Raw genomic sequence first — 17,057 nt, 5'->3', positions numbered from 1 at the left:
CGAAGATAGGGAATAATGCCATGACCAGCGGACAAAACCGGGTTCTTGATGAACTCGCCAAGCTTGTGACGGATGCGGCAGGCGCAGCCCAAGGCGTGCGCCGTGAGGTGGAGACGGCTTTGCGCTCGCAGAGCGAACGCGTACTGAATACGCTTGATGTGGTGCAGCGCGAGGACTTCGAAGCGGTGCGCGAAATGGCAATCAAGGCGCGTGCTGAAAACAGTGCTCTTCTTGTTAAAATTGAAGCTTTGGAAGCGCGCCTTGCCAAACTCGAAGTTGATTCGAGTGCCAAAACGGCAAAATCCTCTGCTTCGACTGCTAAATCCAAAGATAATTCATAATTTTTTATTAACAGGCCGCAAGTGCCAAAAACCCTTGTCTTAGAGTCGGTTAAGGCAAGGGTTGCGGCCCGCTCCAATCATATTTCCACATGCTTTAATGCCTCTTTTTAGAAAAGGGGCTGGCGTTCAGATTCAGCATCAATAGACTGAAAACACTACATGATTCGTAATGTGGTCATGTGGGCGGCGGCGAGGGGCTGTAGTTTTAGTTTTCGCGTCTTCAGGCTGCTTTCCAGTATCAGTTGCGTATGTGCGTGTGCCATTGAGGCGTTGCATGCTTTTCAAGCATGTCGGTTCCTCAACCGATCAATTCGTGCCTGTTTTTCTGCGCTTAGTCTTGCGTGGTGATGGGTGCGGGCGAGCAATAACTTGCGCGCCGGGAATTTGGAGGTGTCTTTCGAGGCGCTTCCCAGAACAGGAAACGGACATGAGCCTTCTTGAGCTTGAATTTGCACGCGAAGCGCATCCTGTGGATGTGATCGAGCACGTTGCGAATTCAAACGACTGGACGTTCGAGCGGACTGGCGACGATGAAATTGCAATTTCGGTAGCGGGTAACTGGACCGACTACCACATCTCGTTCTCCTGGATGGAGGACTTTGAAGCGTTGCACCTGGCTTGCGCCTTTGACATCAAGGTTGCAGAGCCGCGCGTTAATGAAGTGATGCGGCTGCTATCGCTGATCAATGAAAAGCTTCTGATGGGTCATTTTGATTTGTGGCAGCAGGAAGGTGCGATCATGTATCGCCAGTCGTTGCTGCTGGCCGGTGGTGCAGAGCCAACCAGCCGCCAGGTCGAGGTGCTGTTGTCGGCAGCACTTGAAGCTTGTGAAACTTATTTTCAGGCATTTCAGTTTGTTGTCTGGTCGGGTGTCAGCGCGCGTGAATCGCTTGAAAGCGTTGTCTTCGAGACAGTTGGGCGCGCATAAGAATTAGAGATCCCGGTAAACTGCCGGGATCTATTTCAGGGGATTGGTTATGAGTGAGACGGAAACGATCAGCTGGGGTGATTTCGAGAAGGTCGATATCCGCACGGGGACCATTGTTGAAGCTGTTCCATTTCCTGAAGCGCGTAAGCCTGCTTTTAAACTCAAAATCGATTTTGGTGACAAGTTCGGTATCAAAAAGTCATCCGCGCAGATAACAAAGCATTATCAGCCGGAAGATCTGGTTGGGCGTCAGGTGATGGCAGTGGTCAATTTCCCACCACGTCAGATCGGCCCGTTTATGTCCGAAGTTCTGACACTTGGCTTTCCAGATGAGAATGGCGAGGTTGTTCTCGCTGCTATCGATAAGAAAGTACAAAACGGCGTCAAACTGTTCTGATCTTATAGCGGTGATTTGCGTCGGCTTTGCACATTGTGCAAATAGTCTGCGTGAGTAACGAATAGGAACGGGACAGATGCAGGGAACGATTGCCGTAGCTTTGGGCGGTGCGCTTGGAAGCGTTTTGCGCTACTGGTTTGCGATCTGGCTTGCACCAGTCAGCCGTGATCTGCCTTGGGGCACAATTGTCGTCAATATCATCGGTTCGTTTGCAATCGCCTTTTTTGGCGCATTGACGATGGCATCAAGCCGCTTTGAAGTGCCTGAAATCTGGCGTGTCGCCTTCATGGTCGGCATTTGCGGCGGCTTTACCACCTTCTCCTCATTCAGCGTGCAAACCTTCGAATTGCTGCGTCTCGGTATGCCGGGACGCGCGCTCATGAATGTGAGCATATCGCTTTTTGCCTGCCTCGCTGCGACAGCGCTTGGTTATGTTGCAGCGCAGGCGATCAATCGCGTTTAAGCCGGAATACGAATAGTTGCCCTCAGGCCGCCGGTCGGTGCGTCTTCAAGATCGATATCTCCGCCATGACTTCTGGCGATGTCACGGGCAATGGCGAGACCAAGGCCGCCGGTGCCGCCGGAATCCTGCGTGCGTGCTTCATCAAGGCGCACGAAAGGTTTGAAGACATCTTCGCGCCGATCTTCCGGAATGCCGGGGCCATCATCATCAACGATGATTTTCAGCCAGCCATCATTGTGAGTGATCGAAAGCTCAACATTATCCGCGTGGCGGAAGGCATTCGAGACAAGATTGCTGACGAGGCGTGAGAAGGCATTCGGGCGAACGTTGACCTCGCTGTCGCCTTCGATCGAATACTTAAAGCCACGCTCGCGCAGGCGCGCTTCATTCGCGAGCTTGTCACACAGCAGGCGCACATCGTAGGTCGCAGCTTCTTCCGAGCCTTCGCCACGCGCAAAGGCAAGATAGCCCTCAAGCATGGTCTGCATGTCGGCAATGTCCTGATTGAGCGGTTCTGTGTCGATTGCATTACCGGTCAGTGCCAGTTGCAGCTTGAAGCGGGTCAGAATCGTGCGCAGATCGTGGCTCACACCGGAAAGCATGGCTGTACGCTGCTCAATTTGCCGCTCGATACGCGAGCGCATCTGGATAAAGGCAATGCCTGCGCGGCGAACTTCTTCGGCACCATGAGGACGGAAGCCTTCCGGCATCGGTCGGCCCTTACCGAAACTTTCGGCTGCTTGCGAAAGCTGCTGGATCGGCTTGATCTGGTTGCGCAAAAAAGCGATGGCGATGATCAACAGCACAAGTGCGGTGCCGATCATCCATGTGAGGAAGATGCCGGTATTGGACGCATAGGCCTGACTGCGACGCGCAAAGACACGCAGGACTTTGTCATCGAGCTTGATGCGGATTTCGATGAGATCGGAATCACCGACCGTATCGACCCAGAACGGCCGGTTGATCTGGCGGGTGATTTCTTCACTCAGGAAGTAATCGAGAATGGCGAAGAAGGGTTTCGGTCCCGGCGGCGGCAGTGGATCGGGTGGCAGGATCGAGATATTCAGGCCAAGGCGCTGCTGCGAAATGCGGATCAGATTGTCGTAGCCCGGTTCCTGCGGATAGGTTTCCAGAATGTCGATGATCGCAGAGATATCGCGGACAACGGCCGTTGAAAGCCGCTCCGTCACCATCTGCCAGTGACGCTCCATGAATACATAGGCAATCACTGACTGAAGCAGCACCATCGGTGCAATGATAATGATAAGCGAACGCGCATAGAGCCCTTTGGGCATGCGGCGCGCAAACCAGCGCGTGAGTGTTTTCCAGAGCGACTTCATCGTCTCAGAATACTCCAGACGGTTCTGCAAACTGCATGTCTTCGGTCACGCTCTGAATTTTGCGAGGCTCCACTCTAATCGCTTGTTTTGACGCGCATCTTGTCCGAAAACCGCTTCACACTTTTCGGGACGCGCTCTAAATCTAAACGCTACTCAATGCTCAACTTGTAGCCGATGCCGCGAACGGTTTGCAGCCAGACGGGATTAGCCGGGTCCTGCTCGATCTTGCGACGCAGGCGGTTGATTTGCACATCAATCGTGCGTTCGCCAACATCGCCGTCCTGTCCGGTCAGTTCATGACGCGGAATGGTTTCGCCGGCGCGCTCGGCGAAAATCGCCATAATATCCTGTTCACGATCCGTGAGCTTGATTGTTTCAGTGCCCTTTTTCAATTCGCGACGCGGAATGAAGAAAGTATAGGGTCCAAAGACAATCTGTTCGATCTTCGGCTGGGCTGGTGACGCACCACGGCGAAGGATATTATTGATACGCAGGATCAGCTCGCGCGGATCGAAAGGCTTTGGCAGATAATCGTCTGCACCTGCTGACAGACCATCGATACGGCTGTCGGTTTCCGACAAAGCGGTCAGCATCAGGATCGGCACGCTTTTCTGCTCACGCAACGAGCGGGTCAGCGAGACACCGGTTTCGCCGGGCATCATCACGTCAAGTATCAGGAGATCGAAGTCGATGCCTTCAAGCTTGCGACGCGCTTCTGCAGCGCTGGCCGCCATGGTGACGCGGAAGCCGCTGGTCGTCAGATATTGCGAAAGAAGGCTACGGATTCGCGTGTCATCATCGACAACAAGGAGATGTGGTGCGTCATCCGATAGGTTCGATTCTTCTACAGCCATGGCGTCGTTTGATCCCATCCTGTGCCAAATCACCGTGCAAAGGATGCTGCACGGCACTGGGCTTTTACTTCACGTATATGGAGGAAAGCCAGATCGTGGCTTTCCATAACACACCGCATCTTAGCCACTGCAAGACAGCGCGTCTATCTGAGGCTTGCGTTGTTGGCGATTAGCCCCCAGCCTTCTCGAGTTTCGGCTCAGACGCATTCCCGGCCGTTTCAGTTGCCGCGAAATCGTCAATCTGGGCGCGGCGCTCAGGATTGACCATATTATAAAGAAACCGCTCAATAACTTCGCGTTCTGCAGCGCCGGATTCTTCCAATGCCCGCGCGATGCGGCGCGACTGTGGCAAAGCGAGGGCGAGCGTGAGTTGTCGCCCACTTTTTGTGGGGTAAAGTTTGCGGTGACGACGATCGTGCAGCCCTGTGGCCTGCACAACATGGCCGGTATCGATCAGTTGCTTGAGAACGCGCGACAGACTCTGTTTGGTAATGCGCAGCACTTCAAGAAGTTCGGCTACCGTCATGCCGGGCTTGCGATTGATGAAATAGAGCACACGGTGATGGGCACGGCCAAATCCGATCTTCTCGAGGATCAGGTCCGGGTCAGCGGTGAAATCGCGATAAGAGAAGAACAGCAGTTCAATGACGTTGAGATCGTCAGCCTCCAGACACGTCAGAGGATTGCTGATATAGTTCACGTCGTTCGTCGAATTCACATCGAAGCTCCATCCTGTTGCGATAAATATGTCAGCATTGTTGACATAACTCAATCGCCAAGATAATTTTTGGTAAGTGCAGACCGCTTTTTTTGGAATAAAGTTTGCGCTGGTGCATGTTGGAGGAGAGATAATTACGCGGCTTGCTGTGTCAGACTGTCCAATAAGGACGGTAAAGCACAATGGCGAGCGTTATTTTCCGTAATTGTCGGAAATATCTTTGTTTTACATGCATTATTTGCCTGATCTCAGCGTAGTTGTTCGAGCTGACCTCAGCGCATTTGGTTGTAAAATGCCAGTGTTGGCGAAGAAAAACACGTCTTACTTACCAGTTATATCGATTTAACTGGCCAGAAAAGATTAGGGAAAGGCTCATCTGAGCCAAACGGCTTGCAGAAAAAGCGGGCTAATTTTGAGGAAGAGTGAAATGGCTGCGATTCCATTCGATCAACGCGACGGATTTATCTGGCAGGATGGCGAGTTTGTCTCCTGGAAGGATGCGAAGGTACATGTGCTGACTCACGGTCTGCACTATGCGAGCGCCGTATTCGAGGGCGAGCGTGCTTATGGCGGTGAAATTTTCAAGCTGACCGAGCATACTGAGCGCCTGCATGAATCCGCCCGAATTCTTGGCTTCGAGATTCCATATAGTGTCGAAGAAATCGACAATGCCTGTCGCGAACTGCTCAAGAAGCAGGGCTTCGTGGATGCATATGTTCGTCCGATTGCATGGCGTGGATCAGAGTCGCTTGGTGTTTCGGCTCAGAACAACCGCATTCATCTGGCTATCGCGATCTGGCAGTGGCCGAGCTATTTCTCGCCTGAAGAAAAGATGAAGGGCATTCGTCTCGACATTGCAGAATATTGCCGCCCCGATCCGCGCACTGCACCGTCGCGTTCCAAGGCTGCTGGCCTCTATATGATCTGCACCATTTCCAAGCATGCAGCAGAAGCAAAGGGCTATGCGGATGCGCTGATGCTGGACTGGCGCGGGCAAGTGGCTGAAGCCACTGGTGCGAATGTCTTCTTTGTCAAAGACGGTGCATTGCACACACCAAAGCCTGATTGCTTCCTTGATGGCATCACGCGTCGCACGATCATTGATCTTGCCAAGCGTCGCGGGCTGGAAGTTATTGAACGGGTTATCATGCCGGAAGAAATGGCGACATTCACCGAATGCTTCCTGTGTGGAACGGCAGCAGAAGTGACGCCGGTTTCAGAAATTGGAAAATACCATTTTACACCCGGTGAAATCACCAACATGCTGATGAACGATTATGCTGCTGAAGTTCAGCCCAAGCGAATAGCAGCCGAGTAACAACGTTTTAAACAGAAAAAAGCGGCTTTTAAGCCGCTTTTTTACTATGTGACTGCTTAATGTTTGACTTTGGAAAGTTTCGGTCCAAGATTTTTCGGGTCGGATTCGCGTTATTCCGGCTTTTAACTCAGATGGGGTGACGATTATGGAATCTCTACTGCCTATCATTCTTCAACTTGTTTCAGGCGCAGTAGGCGGCAATATTGCTGGTGCTGTTAAGAATCTCAGCCTCGGAACTGCTGGTAATACAGTTGCCGGTGGCATCGGCGGCGTTATTCTTGGCCAGCTTCTGCCTATGCTGTCCGGTGGCGGATTGGACTCGGTTCTCAATGGTGTCGTTGGCCAGCTGGCTGGTGGCGGTGTGGGCGGTATCGTCCTCACAGCAATTATCGGACTGATCAAGAACTCAATGGCAAGCAAAGCCTGAGCTTAAGCGAATAGCGTGGTTGTGGGGACAACAACCGGCGATCTCATGGGGTGACATTGCTCCAAAAGTGGTTTCAGGCTTTTGGAAATGTGAACAAGTTTCGTGAGAGGGGATACGGGCGGCCTTGTGCCGCCCGTTTTACTATGATCAAGCCTTTGCAAACTGAATGTCGCGCATTATGTGAAGGTGCAAATAGTCTGCGACAGTCCGAAATTCGCCTCGGCCAACTTTTCCAACATGCTGACTGAATGGAGTATTCTATATGGGACAATTACAAGCTATCATCGTTCCAGTGACGCCATTTCAGCAGAACTGCACTGTCCTTTTCGATGGCGACACTAAAAAGGGTGTCGTGATTGATCCCGGCGGCGATTTTGATCGGATCAAAGAGGCAATTGCGTCTCAGAATGTCGACGTTGAAGCCATTTGGATCACCCACGGTCACATCGATCATGCAGGTGCAGCGCTGGACCTCAAGGAAGATCTGGGCGTTGAGATTATTGGTCCGCACAAGGACGACAAGTTTCTGCTCGATAACCTGGCAACTACCGGGCTTAAATACGGACTGACTGAGGGCGTGCGTAATGTCACACCCGACCGCTGGCTGGAAGAGGGTGATACGGTTTCAGTTGCCGGGCACACTTTCGATGTCTTCCATTGCCCAGGACATGCGCCGGGACATGTGGTGTTCTACAATCCTGAAGCGCGCTTTGCGATTGTCGGAGACGTTCTGTTCAACGGTTCAATCGGTCGCACTGATCTGCCGGGTGGTGATCACGCCGCGCTCATCCGCTCGATAAAAGAAAAGCTTCTGCCTTTGGGCGACGATATTGGCTTTTTATGTGGTCATGGTCCCGGCGGACGCTTTGGCGAAGAACGCCGCAACAATCCGTTTCTCAACGATATCGGATATGCATGAGCTGAACTGCTTGTGAAAAAAGCCGCCCTTGAGGCGGCTTTTCCAATTGCGGATTACCAGCGAGATTAGTTCGCCGAGCAGAAATGGTCGCGTCCATCATAACCGCGATAGGTTCCGGTATTGGCATTGAACGAACGGTAACGGTCTGAACAATACTGATACCAGCCACGGCTCCATGGTTCATAGCCCACGCGATACTGCACGCTGCGTGCAGGGGGAGCCGGATAATATGCAGGCGGTGGTGGAGGCGGCGCGTAAACGGGCGCTGGCTGGACATATGTAGGCTGCGGCTGGCTCAGAGCGCTACCGATGAGTGCACCGGCTGCAAGACCGATGACGCCAGCAGCAACCGCATCGCCGCTGCGGTCACGGTGACGATGATAAGGACGATCCCAACCGCCCCGGTTCCAGTCACCACCGCGATCCCAACCGCGACGTCCCCAAGAGTCAGCGGATGCTGAAGCCAGCGGTGCTGAGACTGCTGCTATGGCGGCGACTGCCAGAATAGCTGTTTTAATTAGTTTGTTCATTGTCCGCTCCTTCAGAAGCACAACTGCAATTTCGTCGATGTGCAGGGCCGCGATGGCGCACTGCATCAATCATGAATGACAAGTTAATAGTCTCGACATGAATGGAGGCTGAACAATGGTGAAGGGGCGGCTGAAACCACTATTATCCGGTAAATTAAATGCAGTGTTGGTAATATTTCGCGCACAGCCATCTGGAGCGCATTTAGATCTGGCTGAATAGATCGGTACTCTTATTATTCGTTTTTATATGTGTCTCAATCAATAAAAAACCCCGGCGTTAGCCGGGGATCAAATTCTTGTTCTGTAAAATTTCGGACTTAGTCAGTAACCGAGATGTTTACAGCCTTAGGACCTTTGCCGCGACGATCCGGTTCAGTCTCGTAGGAAACCTTCTGGTTGTCAGCAAGTCCAGCCAAACCTGAAGCCTGTACGGCAGAGATATGGACAAAAATGTCTGCACCGCCATCATCAGGCTTGATAAATCCGAAACCTTTTTCGGAGTTGAAGAATTTGACCTGTCCGGTCTGTGCCATGGGATCCGTTCCTTTTCCTTGGCGCCACCGCTTTATTAAAAGACAGTGGAATTACAACTTCCGCCGAACGCACCACACACCCGGCAGAGGGTCATGCAGGCAGTTCTCGACATAGGAAAGGAACCGATCATTGCCAGAGACTAATCTCCGACCCGGAACTTCTAGCGGTTCCGGCGCGCCGTTCTTCCAGTCTTCCGTTTGTACTCAAATTGCCCGGACGAATGAAGACTGATCTATGATGCGTAATTTGGCAAGCAAATTCTTCATGGAATATGAGATTGGTTATCTTCGTAACGGTATCGTCTCGAATCTTTACAAAAATTACGAGAATATCACTCATTCAATACCAAAATAGCACAGGCCAAACGCAATATATCGATTCATACTAAGGTATAGCATGCTCATTTGCTTACCGATTGCGCAAAACTATGCATGCACCGCCTGCTGCGCGAAGTTTAGAGCAAATGTTGTCGGCTTCGCCTCGGCTATCGGCTCCGATGCGTACTGCATAGATGCCACGCCGGGCCATTGGGGTGCGTACACGGCTAATGACTGGATTGTGGCCCGCGAGCACCGAGGAGAATTGCTTACGCAGCCTGCTCCACTGATTGACAGCAACGCTGCGCCGAAAATTGCCCGCGACCTGAATGCCCCAAGGCTTAGGCTTGATGCGTGACATGGGTATTGTAGCCGTGCGAATGATCGGCAGGCGCTGGCAAGCTTCTGCAAAACTGAGTTTTGCATCGAGGGGCTTGTTCGTGATCTCACTGCCGGACGCAAAATTGTCAGCCGGAGCGCCTGTGAGATCAAGAACGTAGTCTTCCGTTTCCAGCGGAAGAAATCCGCCCGAGCGCATCCAGTTGGAAACGCGGGTTGGGCCAGCATTATAAGCAGCAGCAGCCAGCCCCCAATTCCCGAAAGCGCGTTTGAGTTCGCCTAGAAATCCCGCAGATGCCGGGATAGCTTGCTCAATATCGAATGGATCGGCAAGGCCGCGCTCTTTGGCGGTATAAGGCATGAATTGAGCAATGCCCTGTGCGCCGACGGGACTGACGGCGCGATGATCAAAGCGGCTTTCTTTCCAGATAAGCCGCGCGAAGAAGTCCTTCGGGATCCCTTGCGCTTCGGCATTGATTTCTATGAGTTCACAAATGCGACCGACAGTCGGCGCGATCTTTTCGGGCGGCATAGGCGGGCCATAAATCAGAGATTCGGGATTGACCGCTGTCTGTGCTGCTGCGTTGAAGTTTTCAGGCCAGCAAAAGAGCTGCATAAATGCAAATGTCGCTATCTTTATATGCCGACGATTCATGCTGTTGATTCCGCCCTTTATCCCGCTCTGGGGATGTAGAGTAATGCATGTTTGCGACTTGTCGATATGTGGTTGCTGAGAACCATGCCGATTATCTTCCAATACCTCCTTGTTCTCGGAGGTTGTTGTGCCATTTTAGCATTCAGACATGAGAGGGAGAGAGCAATGCTTCTAAACAGAATCAGCCGTTTGGGTTTGATCGCGAGTGCTATGTTTCTGGCAGGGTGTGTTGCCGAAGGCGGCCCGGATTATAGACCTCCGGTACGGCCAGGTCCAACGCAACCACAGATGTGTCCGATGATTTATGCGCCGGTTTGTGGTGAACGTGGCCAATCACGCAAGACTTTTGGCAATGCCTGTCAGGCGCGTGCCGATGGCTATCGGGTTGTCGGCAACGGACAATGCACGTCAAGACCGGGACCGGGTTCCGGCTGGGGAGGGGAACGGCCGGGTCGCCCGCCACATCAGGGCAACAGGCCGGGGCGTCCAGGTGCAGGGGCTTGCACAAGGGAATATATGCCGGTTTGCGCGCGTCGTGGTGGTGACAGGCAGACATTCCCAAATCGCTGTGAAGCAGAACGTGCGGGTTATCGCATTACCGGCAGTGGTCAGTGTCGGTAATCCCGCCGCGGCCATTTTTTAATCCGGTTTGGTAAGAACATCAGGTTGCTGGATGCCTGAAGAATTATCGGCCGCGAGGCGTTTTTCTCGCGGCCGTTTTTTCAATCGTCGCTAACGGTGCGAATCTTGCGCGCGGGATTTCCTCCCACAAGCGTGTTTGGAAGAACATCTTTGGTGACAACTGAACCCGCCGCAACAACAGAATTTTCACCTATTTTCACGCTGCCAATGATTATTGCACCGGCTGCGATCCAAACGTTTTTCTCTATTGTGATTGGCTTGGCGATCACGCCATCGCGTCGTTGTGAAGGCTCAATCGGATGTCCAGAGGTAATAATGCTTACATTTGGTCCGATCATGACGTCATCAGCAATACTCAGACCGCCGAGACCATAGAAAGTGCAGTTCTGGTTTACAAACACATTCCGACCGACCTGGATTCCATTTCCGTCAGCGCAGAAAAAGGGTGGGATCAAAAGAAAGCTGTCGTCCACCTTTGTTCCGATGAGTTCGCTGAATAAGGCTCGAACTTCGTCAGGATCGTTAAATGTCAAACGATTGATTTTGGCGGTGATAGCCATAGCCTTTCTAGTATTTGCGACCATAGCAGCCGATTCAGGCGTTCCCCTGTAAATTCTTATAACATCACCGTCATTCGTCATTTGCTGCGATCCTCAGTTGAGATTCCGCTGGGGCTGGGGAATGCTTATTTATGCAGCTGTCTTTGTCTTGATGGACTTGCTGAAGCGCTCGATATTGGTATCACCCCAATCCTTCAGTGCCAGCAGGATTGGCTCGATGCTGCGACCAAGCGGGGAAAGGCTATATTCCACCTTGGGTGGAACCTGCGCATAGACTTTGCGATCGATCAGACCGTCTTCTTCAAGTTCGCGGAGCTGATTGGTCAGCATACGCTGCGTGACGCCCGGTATCTGTCGTCGCAATTCGTTGAACCGCAGCGTTCCATCCAGAAGATGAAACAGCACAACGCTTTTCCATTTGCCGTCGATGAGGCTGATGGCAGCTTCGACTGCGCAGCCGGGACTGCAATCGAAGCGCGAGTGTTTTGCCTTGGTCATTTCAGTAACCTTTATATACTAAGTACATAAATCGACACTATGGGCGATTTTTGTACGTATTTCTATTTTCTGATAGTAGTCTAATATTTGATCCATAGCAAATGGAGCAAAGACTATGAAAGCTGTTGCCTATCAAACTGCCGGAAAGCTGGATCGTGCGGATTCGCTGGTTGATGTAGAACTGGACAAGCCTGTTGTGAAAGGCCGCGATCTGTTGGTGCAGGTTGAAGCCATCGCGGTTAATCCGGTCGACTACAAAATCCGTAAAGGTGTTTCACCAGAGCCGGGCCAGTGGAAGGTACTGGGCTGGGACGCGGTTGGTATTGTTGTTGAAACCGGCGAAGCGGTGCAGAATTTCAAGATTGGAGATAAGGTCTGGTATGCTGGTTCTTATATTCGACAGGGAGCCAATAGCGAATTCAATCTGGTCGATGAACGCATTGTGGGGACACCGCCATCGTCTCTTTCCAATAGTCAGGCCGCTGGCCTGCCGCTGACATCAATCACCGCCTGGGAAATGCTTTTTGACAGGCTCGACATTCGTAAACCGGTGCCGGGCGCGGCAAATGCTGTTCTCGTTATCGGTGGAGCAGGCGGGGTTGGCTCGATAGCAATTCAGCTGATACGCGCGTTGACTGATCTGACCGTGATTGCCACCGCCTCACGTCCTGAAACGCAGGATTGGGTGAAACAACTCGGCGCACATTATGTCATCGACCACAGCAAGCCGCTCGCGGAACAGGTGTCGGCTCTGGGTATCGGCGCACCGGCATTTGTTTTTTCCACCACGCAGACGATGGATCATTTCAACGAGGTAGTCTCATTGATCGCCCCACAGGGGAGGTTCGGTTTGATCGACGATTTCGATACATTTGATGTCGCGCCGCTGAAACGCAAGTCGGTCTCAATCCATTGGGAGATGATGTTCACGCGTCCTGTTTTTGAAACGGCGGATATGAATGAACAGGGCAAGCTTCTGAATGAAGTTGCGCGATTGATCGATGCAGGCAAAATCAAAACAACGGTGACGGAAGTTTTGTCGCCAATCAATGCTGCTAATCTTAAACAAGCGCATGGCGTGCTGGAAAGTGGCAAGGCCAAAGGCAAGATTGTGCTTGAAGGCTGGTAAGCAGCCTTCAGGCTTTGCGATATTACCGCCCCGGTCGGCCTGTCTTGCCGGGGCGACGCTTTTTGCGGGCCGTTTCAGCCGGATCTTCATAAGACCCAATGCCAGAACGTTCGCGACGGATGATGGCGTCGTCAGCGCCTGCTGGTTTTTCCGTCCGCTTAACGGTCATTTCATCCAGCGTGTTCTTGCGGAACAGCGGCTTTGCCGTATCCGTTCCCGGGCCCATATTGTCGAGTGAAGGCTTGGCGAACAGCGACTTCTTCGGCGCATCATCGACTGTGCGATGTACCTTGCGGCCCGCGTTGTGGCGACCTTTGGTGCGACCCGTCACAGGACTTTCAAGCTCGACTTCGCGAGCCAGCGGATCATCGGAAATTGCCAGTTCCATCTCGCGCAGGCGTTTGATCTCGTCGCGCATCCGTGCGGCCTTCTCAAAGTCGAGATCGGCGGCAGCATCGCGCATCTGCTTTTGCAGATGCTCGAGATGAGCGGTGAGATTGTTGCCCATCATAGCGCCTTCTTCTGCAAAGCCAGAAATATCGGCGCGGACATGATCCTGTTCGTAGACCGAATTCAGAATATCCGTGATGTTCTTCTTCACCGAGGCAGGCGTGATGCCATGTTCGAGGTTATAAGCTTCCTGCTTCTCGCGGCGGCGGCTGGTTTCATCCATCGCGCGCTGCATCGAGCCGGTGATGTTGTCGGCGTAAAGAATGACCTTGCCGTCAACGTTACGCGCCGCACGACCGATGGTCTGGACCAGCGAAGTTTCCGAACGTAGGAAGCCTTCCTTGTCGGCATCCAGAATGGCGACGAAACCGCATTCCGGAATATCGAGACCCTCGCGCAGCAGGTTGATACCCACCAATACATCGAAAGCGCCAAGGCGCAGATCGCGGATGATTTCGATGCGTTCCAGCGTGTCGATGTCCGAGTGCATGTAACGTACGCGAACACCTTGTTCATGCAGATATTCGGTCAGGTCTTCTGCCATGCGCTTGGTCAGCACGGTGCAGAGCGTGCGATAGCCCCTGCGCGCTGTTTCGCGGATTTCGCCGAGAACATCATCGACCTGATTTTTCGCTGGGCGGACTTCAACCGGCGGATCGATCAGGCCTGTCGGGCGGATGACTTGTTCGGCAAACACGCCGCCAGCTTCTTCCATTTCCCATTTGCCGGGCGTTGCCGAAACCGCGATAGTCTGCGGACGCATGGCGTCCCATTCCTCAAAGCGCAACGGGCGGTTGTCCATGCAGGATGGCAGGCGGAAACCATATTCGGCCAATGTTGCTTTGCGCCTAAAGTCGCCGCGATACATGCCGCCAATCTGCGGAACCGTGACGTGGCTCTCGTCGAGGAACACCAGTGCATTGTCCGGGATATATTCAAACAGGGTCGGTGGCGGCTCGCCGGGCTGACGTCCCGTCAGATAGCGTGAGTAGTTTTCGATGCCGTTGCACACGCCGGTTGCTTCGAGCATTTCAAGGTCGAAATTGGTGCGCTGCTCAAGGCGCTGTGCCTCAAGCAGTCGGCCTGCGCGGGTCAGTTCTGCAAGGCGATGCTGCAATTCTTCCTGAATAGACTTGATCGCTTGATTGAGCGTCGGGCGCGGTGTCACATAGTGCGAATTCGCGTAAATCTTGACCGATTGCAGATCGCCCGTCTTCTGGGCGGTCAGCGGATCAAATTCAACGATAGTCTCGATTTCATCGCCAAATAGCGAGATACGCCATGCGCGGTCTTCCAAGTGGGCCGGGAAGATTTCAATCGTATCACCACGCACCCGGAACGAGCCACGCACGAAATTGATGTCCTGCCGCTTATATTGCTGTGCCACGAGATCGGCGAGAAGCTGGCGCTGGTCGAGCCGGTCGCCGATTTTCATCTCGAAAGTCATGGCGGTATAGGTTTCGACCGAACCGATACCGTAAATACATGAAACCGATGCCACGATAATCACGTCATCGCGCTCGATCAGCGCACGCGTCGCCGCGTGGCGCATACGGTCTATCTGTTCGTTTACCGTCGATTCCTTTTCGATATAGGTATCGGACCGCGCTACATAGGCTTCGGGCTGATAGTAATCGTAGTAGGAAACGAAATACTCGACAGCATTGTTTGGGAAGAAATTTTTGAACTCACCGTAGAGCTGTGCGGCAAGCGTCTTGTTTGGAGCAAGAATGAGCGCAGGGCGCTGCGTTTCCTGAATGACCTTCGCCATGGTGAATGTTTTACCGGAGCCGGTAACACCAAGAAGAACCTGCGTGCGGTCCTGATCATCAAGGCCGCTTATCAGATCGCGAATGGCTGTTGGCTGATCGCCGGATGGCTCGAAACTCGATTCCATCTGGATCGCAATACCACCTTCGGATTTTTCGGGGCGGGCAGGACGGTGCGGGGTCCATAACTCGCCGTTCTTGAACAGCGGATTGCCGGATTCAATCAGATCGGAAAGCGCCTGAACCGTCGCGGTCGCGCCGGAGGGACTAAACTCGGCTGCATCTTCGAGGCTGATATCCAGTCCCGCTACGGGATTAAGGCCTGCTGCGGCACGTTCTTTGGCAGAGGCGGCACCACCCATCGACGTACCGCGTGCGCTACGTGATGATTCCTTGCTCCGTTCAGGCACCTTTTTGGGGGGCTTCGCGGCTTTGGCCGGTTTTGCCTTGGCTTGAGGCTTGACGGCCTCATCGCTGATCTCTTTTGCCCAATCGGAAATGGACCCGGACAGCGGTGCACCCGAGAAATCAGACTGAGGTGCCTCACCGAAACCGCCAGTCTGGCCGGTCAGCTTGCGCGAATCCTGAGAGTATTTATCTTTTGAGGAAGCCATGCTCCCAATATGGAATTTCGCAGCTCAAATGAAAAGGGTGCAGCGGCTAAATCCGCCGCACCGCATCGCAGTTTTCTGCGGCTCCTGACATCAGGCTGTCAGGAGGTGATATTTACCGTGGACGCCAGCGATTGCCGGGGCCATAGAAATTCGGGTGGAAACCCGGATGATCATTCCAGCCGGGTCGGTCGCTCCAATGTGGACGAGGCGGTCCCCATTGGCCCGGTCCACGCCAACCCGGACCCGGACGATATGGACCCGGACCCCATCCGGATCGATAAGGGCGAGGTCCCCAACCTGGACCCCAGTTCGGGCCGTCATCCCATCGATTGTTGTTGATTGCCGAACCGATCACTAACCCGGCGATCAGCGGTATGCCGATGGCTGCAGCGGTCGATCCAAAATTGTCATTGGTGGTGTAACCGCCACCGCCGGTCTGAACCGCGATGTAATTTGATGAAGCCCAGCCATCAAGGCCGCGATAATTGACGCGGCACCAGCCGTAGCCACTTGTGCAGCCAGCGACATCAAGCACAACCCCATTGGGGATGCTGCCCATCGATGGATATTGTGTGCCGGGACCGGTACGAAGATTAATATTTGCAGTTGCAAGTCCGGTTGAAGATTCTGCGTTGGTTGCAAATAAAAGTGCTAATGTAGTAATTGACGATGTAATAATTAATCTCATGCTATCCCCCGATGCTTATACCTTAGATCTGCATATAATGGATGATTGTTATTTTTACTTTAAAGTCTTACGAATGTTTCGATTGCGATTAATAATTAAGTTTTTAATATTTACAGCATTGCATCATGTTTGATTTGCATGGCTGCGGTGCGGATGTCGCACTTTCCCTTGATAAAGGCTTACAGCATACTCACTCTCGACTCATTTCAGATGATCGAAGGATTTATTGATGAACGATATCAATGCGCCCAAGGGCATGCTGACCGTGCGCACGCAGGCAATGCCGAAAGATACCAACTCGGCTGGCGATATTTTCGGCGGCTGGGTTATGGCGCAGATGGACACGGCCAGCGGCATCCGTGCTGCAGAGCGTGCCAAGGGCCGTGTCGTCACCGCAGCAGTACGTGAAATGGCTTTCGCCAAGCCCGTGAAAATCGGGGATATTCTTTGTGTTTATACCGAGATTACACGGGTTGGTCGCACGTCGATCACATTACGGGTGGAAGCCTGGGCACAGCGCTATCTTGCGGATGATATGGATCTCGTGACGCATGGTGAGTTCGTGATGGTAGCACTCGACAAGAGTGGTCAGCCAACACCAGTTCCTGCTGAGTAGGCAGTTCGGGA

Annotated in this window: 20 protein-coding genes; 10 read left to right on the top strand and 10 right to left on the bottom strand. The window is 52.9% G+C overall.

Annotated elements, in window-relative coordinates:
- The first annotated feature begins 20 nt into the window (after positions 1 to 20).
- The 4 genes from ACSME1_RS03390 (at position 21) to crcB (ending at position 2,129) form a co-directional block, all read left to right on the top strand.
- The gene (locus ACSME1_RS03390; RefSeq protein WP_024899434.1) at positions 21 to 341 is read left to right on the top strand and encodes an accessory factor UbiK family protein; all 321 of its coding nucleotides are present in this window, start codon (positions 21 to 23) and stop codon (positions 339 to 341) included.
- A gap of 427 nt (positions 342 to 768) precedes the next feature.
- On the top strand, positions 769 to 1,269 hold the full coding sequence (locus tag ACSME1_RS03385; protein ID WP_024899435.1) for a YbjN domain-containing protein: 501 nt from the start codon (positions 769 to 771) through the stop codon (positions 1,267 to 1,269).
- Positions 1,270 to 1,318: 49 nt separating this feature from the next.
- Entirely contained in the window at positions 1,319 to 1,666 is a 348-nt protein-coding gene (locus tag ACSME1_RS03380) for a tRNA-binding protein (protein WP_024899436.1), read from the top strand.
- A gap of 76 nt (positions 1,667 to 1,742) precedes the next feature.
- Positions 1,743 to 2,129 (top strand): fluoride efflux transporter CrcB, encoded by a 387-nt coding sequence (gene crcB / locus ACSME1_RS03375; protein ID WP_105705708.1) that lies wholly within the window; start codon positions 1,743 to 1,745, stop codon positions 2,127 to 2,129.
- Here crcB and ACSME1_RS03370 read toward each other — a convergent pair.
- The 3 genes from ACSME1_RS03370 to ACSME1_RS03360 form a co-directional block, all read right to left on the bottom strand.
- Positions 2,126 to 3,469, bottom strand: coding sequence for an ATP-binding protein (locus ACSME1_RS03370; RefSeq protein WP_024899438.1), 1,344 nt, complete (start codon positions 3,467 to 3,469; stop codon positions 2,126 to 2,128). The two genes, crcB and ACSME1_RS03370, sit on opposite strands and share 4 nt — an antisense overlap.
- Positions 3,470 to 3,618: 149 nt before the next feature.
- Positions 3,619 to 4,341: a response regulator gene (locus tag ACSME1_RS03365; protein ID WP_036567985.1), complete on the bottom strand. Its 723-nt coding sequence runs from the start codon at positions 4,339 to 4,341 to the stop codon at positions 3,619 to 3,621.
- A 151-nt stretch (positions 4,342 to 4,492) separates the two neighbouring features.
- The gene (locus ACSME1_RS03360) at positions 4,493 to 5,041 is read right to left on the bottom strand and encodes a MarR family winged helix-turn-helix transcriptional regulator (RefSeq protein ID WP_024899440.1); all 549 of its coding nucleotides are present in this window, start codon (positions 5,039 to 5,041) and stop codon (positions 4,493 to 4,495) included.
- A gap of 427 nt (positions 5,042 to 5,468) precedes the next feature.
- Here ACSME1_RS03360 and ACSME1_RS03355 point away from each other — a divergent pair, with 427 nt between their 5' ends.
- The 3 genes from ACSME1_RS03355 to ACSME1_RS03345 all read left to right on the top strand — a co-directional run bounded on the left by ACSME1_RS03355 (position 5,469) and on the right by ACSME1_RS03345 (position 7,705).
- Positions 5,469 to 6,359 (top strand): branched-chain amino acid aminotransferase, encoded by an 891-nt coding sequence (locus ACSME1_RS03355; protein ID WP_024899441.1) that lies wholly within the window; start codon positions 5,469 to 5,471, stop codon positions 6,357 to 6,359.
- Positions 6,360 to 6,504: 145 nt separating this feature from the next.
- Positions 6,505 to 6,786 carry a hypothetical protein gene (locus ACSME1_RS03350; protein ID WP_024899442.1) on the top strand — a complete coding sequence of 94 codons (282 nt, stop codon included), beginning with the start codon at positions 6,505 to 6,507 and terminating at the stop codon, positions 6,784 to 6,786.
- A gap of 262 nt (positions 6,787 to 7,048) precedes the next feature.
- Positions 7,049 to 7,705: an MBL fold metallo-hydrolase gene (locus tag ACSME1_RS03345; RefSeq protein WP_024899443.1), complete on the top strand. Its 657-nt coding sequence runs from the start codon at positions 7,049 to 7,051 to the stop codon at positions 7,703 to 7,705.
- A gap of 65 nt (positions 7,706 to 7,770) precedes the next feature.
- Here the strand turns inward: ACSME1_RS03345 and ACSME1_RS03340 are convergent, their stop codons facing one another.
- From ACSME1_RS03340 to ACSME1_RS03330, 3 genes are all read right to left on the bottom strand, one after another.
- The gene (locus ACSME1_RS03340; protein WP_024899444.1) at positions 7,771 to 8,235 is read right to left on the bottom strand and encodes a BA14K family protein; all 465 of its coding nucleotides are present in this window, start codon (positions 8,233 to 8,235) and stop codon (positions 7,771 to 7,773) included.
- A 317-nt stretch (positions 8,236 to 8,552) separates the two neighbouring features.
- Complete coding sequence (locus ACSME1_RS03335) at positions 8,553 to 8,768, bottom strand: cold-shock protein (protein ID WP_024899445.1); 216 nt, start codon at positions 8,766 to 8,768, stop codon at positions 8,553 to 8,555.
- Positions 8,769 to 9,177: 409 nt separating this feature from the next.
- Entirely contained in the window at positions 9,178 to 10,080 is a 903-nt protein-coding gene (locus ACSME1_RS03330) for a lytic transglycosylase domain-containing protein (RefSeq protein ID WP_024899446.1), read from the bottom strand.
- A 165-nt stretch (positions 10,081 to 10,245) separates the two neighbouring features.
- Here ACSME1_RS03330 and ACSME1_RS03325 point away from each other — a divergent pair, with 165 nt between their 5' ends.
- Positions 10,246 to 10,701, top strand: coding sequence for a Kazal-type serine protease inhibitor family protein (locus ACSME1_RS03325; RefSeq protein ID WP_100558728.1), 456 nt, complete (start codon positions 10,246 to 10,248; stop codon positions 10,699 to 10,701).
- 101 nt (positions 10,702 to 10,802) lie between these two features.
- Here ACSME1_RS03325 and ACSME1_RS03320 read toward each other — a convergent pair whose 3' ends face one another.
- Both ACSME1_RS03320 and ACSME1_RS03315 read right to left on the bottom strand, forming a co-directional pair.
- Positions 10,803 to 11,363 carry a sugar O-acetyltransferase gene (locus tag ACSME1_RS03320; RefSeq protein ID WP_105705709.1) on the bottom strand — a complete coding sequence of 187 codons (561 nt, stop codon included), beginning with the start codon at positions 11,361 to 11,363 and terminating at the stop codon, positions 10,803 to 10,805.
- Between the two features lie 48 nt (positions 11,364 to 11,411).
- A complete protein-coding gene (locus ACSME1_RS03315) occupies positions 11,412 to 11,780 on the bottom strand; it encodes a winged helix-turn-helix transcriptional regulator (RefSeq protein WP_024899449.1) in 369 nt (122 codons plus the stop codon).
- 115 nt (positions 11,781 to 11,895) lie between these two features.
- Here ACSME1_RS03315 and ACSME1_RS03310 point away from each other — a divergent pair, with 115 nt between their 5' ends.
- Positions 11,896 to 12,909, top strand: coding sequence for a zinc-binding alcohol dehydrogenase family protein (locus ACSME1_RS03310; protein WP_105705711.1), 1,014 nt, complete (start codon positions 11,896 to 11,898; stop codon positions 12,907 to 12,909).
- A gap of 22 nt (positions 12,910 to 12,931) precedes the next feature.
- Here ACSME1_RS03310 and uvrB read toward each other — a convergent pair whose 3' ends face one another.
- Positions 12,932 to 15,742 carry an excinuclease ABC subunit UvrB gene (gene uvrB / locus ACSME1_RS03305; RefSeq protein WP_105705713.1) on the bottom strand — a complete coding sequence of 937 codons (2,811 nt, stop codon included), beginning with the start codon at positions 15,740 to 15,742 and terminating at the stop codon, positions 12,932 to 12,934.
- 112 nt (positions 15,743 to 15,854) lie between these two features.
- Complete coding sequence (locus tag ACSME1_RS03300) at positions 15,855 to 16,430, bottom strand: SH3 domain-containing protein (RefSeq protein ID WP_024899452.1); 576 nt, start codon at positions 16,428 to 16,430, stop codon at positions 15,855 to 15,857.
- A 229-nt stretch (positions 16,431 to 16,659) separates the two neighbouring features.
- Between ACSME1_RS03300 and ACSME1_RS03295 the strand changes: the two genes are divergently transcribed.
- Entirely contained in the window at positions 16,660 to 17,046 is a 387-nt protein-coding gene (locus ACSME1_RS03295; protein ID WP_024899453.1) for an acyl-CoA thioesterase, read from the top strand.
- The last annotated feature ends 11 nt before the right edge of the window (positions 17,047 to 17,057 follow it).

The sequence above is a fragment of the Brucella pituitosa genome (assembly GCF_965577835.1).
Taxonomy (GTDB): Bacteria; Pseudomonadota; Alphaproteobacteria; order Rhizobiales; family Rhizobiaceae; genus Brucella; species Brucella pituitosa.
The sequence above is the reverse complement of the archived record's forward strand: the minus strand, read 5'-3'. Positions and strand labels throughout refer to the sequence as shown.